Origin of the sequence: Arenibacter amylolyticus (assembly GCF_002150785.1) — a bacterium.
In the GTDB taxonomy this organism is placed as follows: domain Bacteria; phylum Bacteroidota; class Bacteroidia; order Flavobacteriales; family Flavobacteriaceae; genus Arenibacter; species Arenibacter amylolyticus.
Genome location: NZ_MTAZ01000010.1, coordinates 44,232 through 50,256, shown reverse-complemented (window position 1 = coordinate 50,256; position 6,025 = coordinate 44,232). Strand labels below are relative to the sequence as shown.

Annotated in this window: 5 protein-coding genes; 3 read left to right on the top strand and 2 right to left on the bottom strand. The window is 41.7% G+C overall.

Annotated elements, in window-relative coordinates:
* Window positions 1–59: 59 nt before the first annotated feature.
* A complete protein-coding gene (locus tag BV214_RS05840) occupies window positions 60–1,688 on the bottom strand; it encodes an acyl-CoA carboxylase subunit beta (protein WP_086476563.1) in 1,629 nt (542 codons plus the stop codon).
* Window positions 1,689–1,868: 180 nt separating this feature from the next.
* Here BV214_RS05840 and BV214_RS05835 point away from each other — a divergent pair, with 180 nt between their 5' ends.
* The 3 genes from BV214_RS05835 (at window position 1,869) to ettA (ending at window position 5,144) form a co-directional block, all read left to right on the top strand.
* A complete protein-coding gene (locus tag BV214_RS05835) occupies window positions 1,869–2,879 on the top strand; it encodes a Gfo/Idh/MocA family protein (protein ID WP_262483063.1) in 1,011 nt (336 codons plus the stop codon).
* Window positions 2,880–2,951: 72 nt separating this feature from the next.
* Window positions 2,952–3,134 (top strand): CAL67264 family membrane protein, encoded by a 183-nt coding sequence (locus BV214_RS05830; RefSeq protein WP_086476561.1) that lies wholly within the window; start codon window positions 2,952–2,954, stop codon window positions 3,132–3,134.
* 318 nt (window positions 3,135–3,452) lie between these two features.
* Window positions 3,453–5,144 (top strand): energy-dependent translational throttle protein EttA, encoded by a 1,692-nt coding sequence (ettA, locus tag BV214_RS05825; RefSeq protein WP_086476560.1) that lies wholly within the window; start codon window positions 3,453–3,455, stop codon window positions 5,142–5,144.
* A 79-nt stretch (window positions 5,145–5,223) separates the two neighbouring features.
* Here ettA and BV214_RS05820 read toward each other — a convergent pair whose 3' ends face one another.
* Window positions 5,224–6,024, bottom strand: a complete 801-nt coding sequence (locus BV214_RS05820) for an MBL fold metallo-hydrolase (RefSeq protein ID WP_086476559.1) — start codon at window positions 6,022–6,024, stop codon at window positions 5,224–5,226.
* Window position 6,025: the final 1 nt, after the last annotated feature.

The window sequence follows — 6,025 nt, the reverse complement described above, 5'->3', positions numbered from 1 at the left end:
TCAATTGCTACCTTAGATACCCCCACATTTCCAAATCTTCAAATCGACACATTTCCAAATTAAACCTGAATTACCCCCAAATTAAAAGGCTTTTCTATAGGAGCATGATTGGCGGCGTCTATGCCCATGGAAATCCATTTCCTAGTATCTAAGGGGTCTATGACTGCATCGGTCCATAATCTCGCGGCAGCATAGTAGGGCGATATTTGATCGTCGTATCGTTGCTTAATCTTATTGAATAATTCCTCTTCCTTCTCCGGGGTTATTTCTTCTCCTTTTTTCTTTAGGGAAGCCGTTTCTATTTGCAGCAGTACCTTGGCGGCAGAGTTGCCGCTCATTACCGCTAACTCTGCACTTGGCCAGGCTACAATCAACCTTGGGTCATAAGCCTTTCCACACATAGCGTAATTTCCAGCTCCATAACTATTGCCAATTACAATGGTGAATTTGGGCACTACGGAATTACTCACCGCATTTACCATTTTGGCTCCATCTTTTATGATGCCGCCGTGTTCGCTCTTGCTACCCACCATAAATCCGGTGACATCCTGCAAGAATACAAGGGGAATTTTCTTTTGGTTGCAATTGGCAATAAATCGCGTTGCCTTATCTGCAGAATCGGAATAGATTACTCCGCCAAACTGCATTTCCCCGTTCTTTGTTTTTACTACTTTGCGTTGGTTGGCCACAATCCCTACGGCCCATCCATCGATACGGGCATAGCCGGTAAGTAAGGATTTTCCATAGCCTTCCTTGTACTGTTCAAACTCCGAGTTATCTACCAGACGTTTTATTATTTCGAGCATATCATACTGTTCTGCCCTCGATTTTGGGAGAATTCCATATATATCCTCTTCTTTCTCTTTTGGTTTATGAGGAGTAGTCCGGCTGTAACCAGCTTTATCATAGTCGCCAATTTTATCCACAATATTTTTTATGGTCTCCAAGGCCTCTTGGTCGTCCTTCGCTTTATAGTCTGTTACCCCACTAATTTCGCAATGGGTAGTAGCGCCCCCTAGGGTTTCGTTGTCTACAATCTCTCCAATAGCGGCTTTTACCAAATAACTACCCGCTAAAAAGATACTACCGGTTTTGTCTACTATCAGCGCCTCGTCACTCATAATAGGCAAGTAGGCGCCTCCCGCTACGCAACTACCCATAACGGCAGCAATTTGGGTGATTCCCATACTGCTCATAATGGCATTGTTCCTAAAAATTCTCCCAAAATGTTCCTTGTCTGGGAAAATTTCGTCCTGCATGGGAAGGTAGACCCCCGCACTGTCTACCAAATAAATTATGGGAAGCCTATTTTCCATGGCGATTTCCTGTGCGCGTAAATTCTTTTTTGCAGTGATGGGAAACCAAGCTCCTGCTTTTACCGTAGCATCATTGGCAACTACTATACATTGTTTTCCTTTTATATATCCAATTTTCACAATGACTCCTCCAGAAGGACATCCACCGTGTTCCTCATATAGGCCATCTCCGGCAAATGCGCCAACTTCAACCTGCTCACGGTCCGAATCCAAGAGGTAATCTATTCGTTCCCTAGCACTCATTTTACCAAGGGAATGTTGTTTCTCTAAACGCTGTTTTCCGCCACCAAGTGCTACCTTGGCAAGCCTGCGTTTTAAATCTGAAAGTAAAAGCTTATTGTGGTCTTCGTTAATGTTGAAGTTGATGTCCATGTAGTAACGGGTTTTCTTTGTGCCCTAAAGATAAGGAGTTATCTTTAGTAACTTAAAAATAAATTAGCGGGGAACGGCACAATTGGTTTTATCATTATTATTGATCTTAGGGAGACTGGCTGACTATTAGGGGGTTAATCAAAATGATGGGAGAGTGCCCATAGTTCTAAATTATAAAAAATTTTAAAGGAAGTATTTCAGAATAGTATGGATCAAAAAATAAGATGGGGAATAATTGGATTGGGGAAGATAGCCCATTCCTTTGTGCAAGATTTAGCCCTGGTGAACGAGGCAGTTATCACTGCCGTTGCCTCTAGAAGTCTAGAGAAAGCCAAAGAGTTTGCGTCGGAATATGAGGTCTCTTTGGCCTTTGGAAGTTATAAGGAGTTGATGGAATGCGAGGAAGTAGATGTAGTATATATAGCTACACCACATCGTTTTCATGCAAACCTATCCATTATGGCGATGGATTTGGGGAAACATGTGCTCTGTGAAAAGCCGTTGGGTATCAATAAGAAGGAAGTGGAGGCAATGATTGCATCTTCCAAGAAGAACAAGGTGTTTTTGATGGAGGCGCTTTGGAGTAGGTTTAATCCCGCAATACGAAAAGTTAAGTCATTGGTAGATAATGGAGAAATAGGGAATATCGCTTATGTGCACGCAGATTTTGCTTTTTATGCATTGGATAGGGACTTAAAAGGTCGGGTTTTAAACCCCGAATTAGGGGGTGGCTCTCTCTTGGATGTAGGAATATATCCAATATTTCTAGCTTACCTCCTCTTGGGTAAGCCAGATGAAGTGTTGTCTACTTCCAGTTTTTACTCCAATGGGGCAGAAATACAAACCTCTATTATTTTTAAATACCAGCATGCCCAGGCTGTTTTATATTCAGGATTTACCAGTAATTCAACAATGCGAGCACAGATTTCAGGAGAAAAGGGAATTATTACGATTCCTGAACGATGGCACCAGGCCCAAGGATATAGTGTTCAAAAAGAACAACAGCAAGAAGCGTTTAGACTCCCTACTCAAGGCAAGGGATACTTTTATGAGATAAAGGAAGTGCACGCCTGTCTTGCAGAGGGGAAATTAGAGAGCGACCTTTGGAGTCATCAAAACAGCTTGGATCTGATTGGATTAATGGATACGATAAGGGATCAAAATGGGATACATTTTCCGTCCTCCGAATAAAGTGTAAATAGACCGAAATATTCTTATAATAATTACGATATTTGACCTTCTACAAATCAAACTAAATTAAACATGGGAATGAATAAGAATACGGTACTGGCCTGGGCAACCTTTATAATGATTGTTGTTGGGCTGGCACTTATTGCTTTGGGCGCTTTTAGATATGATGAGGTTGCCGGTTGGGGATTTGCTTCTGTAGGTATAGGCTTCTTTGCTATAGCTTGGGTTTTTAATGCCCTTAAGGGTAGGGTATAGCGTTCCTAATTGGCGAAAAATAGATTTGGAGCTGTATTGAAATAGATTTAGGTCCCATTGTAAAAGGTAGTTAGGCTATTTTTTATTTTCTGATGTCGGTAAAGAATTTATGGCAAATGGGAGACGATAATGGGTTAGGTAGAGGTCTTTTAGCATTTCTGCACCAACCTTGATAAGCTATCGCCAATACCAATAGCTGTTTTCTGGAGGAAATGAGGAGTTATCCTTAAAAAAGTCCAGTACACTACAATAGTAAAGGAATACTACGGACTACGGTCCAAATGAGAGGATATGAACATTAAACACATTAATTAAGATATGTCAGACGATAAGAAAGTGATTTTCTCCATGTCTGGGGTTACCAAAACTTATAAAACTGCGAATACCCCAGTACTTAAGAACATTTATTTAAGCTTTTTCTACGGAGCTAAAATTGGAATTTTAGGTCTCAACGGTTCTGGTAAGTCCACCTTGTTGCGGATAATAGCCGGAGTAGACAAGAATTTTCAGGGAGATGTAGTCTTTTCGCCCGGTTATAGGGTGGGCTACCTAGAGCAAGAACCACAGTTAGATGAGGACAAGACGGTTTTAGAAGTGGTGAAGGAAGGTGTTGCGGAAACGGTTGCCATCCTAGACGAGTACAATAAGATTAATGATATGTTTGGGCTTCCAGAGGTATACGAGGATGCCGATAAGATGCAAAAGCTCATGGATCGTCAGGCTGTGTTACAGGATCAGATCGATGCTAGCAATGCTTGGGAATTGGATACCAAATTGGAAATTGCCATGGATGCTTTGCGTACCCCGGATTCCGATAAAAAGATTGGTGTCCTTTCCGGTGGAGAAAGGAGACGTGTTGCCTTGTGTAGATTGTTATTGCAAGAACCCGAAATATTATTGTTAGATGAGCCTACCAACCACTTGGATGCAGAATCCGTACACTGGTTAGAGCATCATTTAGCTGCTTACAAGGGAACGGTTATTGCCGTAACCCACGATAGGTATTTCTTAGATAATGTTGCGGGATGGATACTGGAATTAGACCGTGGCGAAGGAATTCCATGGAAAGGAAACTACTCTAGCTGGTTAGATCAGAAGTCCAAACGTATGGCACAGGAAAACAAAACAGCTTCCAAGCGTCAGAAGGTACTGGAGCGAGAGTTGGAATGGGTGAGACAAGGTGCTAAAGGGCGTCAAACAAAACAAAAAGCCCGTTTACAGAATTATGATAAACTGATGAGTCAGGATCAAAAGCAGTTAGACGAAAAGCTGGAGATTTATATTCCAAATGGTCCGCGCTTGGGTACCAATGTTATTGAGGCTAATGGGGTAAGTAAAGGCTATGACGATAAGTTGCTTTATGAAGACCTTAATTTTAATCTTCCACAGGCGGGTATTGTTGGGGTTATTGGTCCTAACGGAGCGGGTAAGACTACTATTTTCCGTATGATTATGGGAGAGGAAACTCCAGATAAAGGAGAGTTTAAGGTAGGGGAAACGGCAAAGATCGCTTACGTAGATCAAAGTCATTCTAATATTGACCCAGAGAAAACCATCTGGCAGAATTTTAGTGATGAGCAAGAGCTTATTTTAATGGGAGGCAGACAGGTGAATTCCAGGGCTTATTTAAGTCGATTTAATTTCTCTGGAAGTGAACAGAACAAGAAGGTAAGTATGCTTTCTGGTGGTGAGCGTAACCGTTTGCACCTAGCCATGACCTTAAAGGAAGAAGGGAATGTATTGCTCTTGGATGAGCCTACCAACGATTTGGATGTGAATACCCTACGTGCCTTGGAAGAGGGATTGGAAAATTTCGCCGGATGTGCGGTGGTTATTTCCCACGACCGATGGTTTTTGGATAGGATTTGTACCCATATCCTAGCTTTTGAAGGAGACTCTCAGGTCTATTTCTTTGAGGGGTCTTTCTCCGAATACGAAGAGAATAAAAAGAAGCGCTTGGGTGGGGATACCATTCCAAAGCGATTAAAATACAAAAAGTTAATCCGCTAGAATTAACTTCTGTTCTAAGAGTCCGCCCTAGCCCAAAGGTTATGGCGGATTTTTTTTTAGTGGGTTTCCTGCTTAGGAATTAATAATCGGCCTTGGGATACCAATCTAATAGAACCACTTCTATATCTGGCTTATTCTCATTTATCAATTCTTTAAATAAGGCTACATCGCTCACCTCAAACTTACCGCGATAGTGATAGGGATACACCTGTTTTGGTCTAAAGTCCAAGACGGCATCGGCTGCTTTTTCTACAGTCATGGTATAAGGTAGGTTCATACAAATAAAGGCAATGTCTATATGCGCAAGATTTCGCATTTCCGGAATATCCTCGGTATCCCCAGAAAAATAAATACGCTGACCGTCCTTACTAATTACATAGCCATTTCCCCTGCCTTTAGGATGCAAATGCAATGCCTCTTCCCTTAAATTGTACATGGGAATAGCCTCTATTAAAATACCCGATCGTAGTTTTTGATCACCATTGTCTAAGATGTCTATTTGAGGCGTAAACTTTGCAGGCATTAGATCGGCAACAGCCTGAGGAAGAATAATTTTGGAATTTTGGGTGTTCAATTCCTCCAAGGTTTCCAAGCTAAAATGATCGCCATGAATATCGGTAATGAGGATAATATCCGGATCTGGCACCTCCTTATAATTTTCCGCTCCCCCAACAGGGTCTATATATATGGTAGTATCCTCCATGATGAGAACTGCTGATGCATGCTCTATTGGTATAATTTTTAGGGAACTATCCTCCTTCTCTTGGATGGATGGTGGGGTATTGGTTGGGACGGGGGCCGACTTTGTTTTTTCCTTGCAGCCCGCGTTAAGAACTATACATAAAAATAAAAACGTGATACACAGATAGTTGTTTTTCATG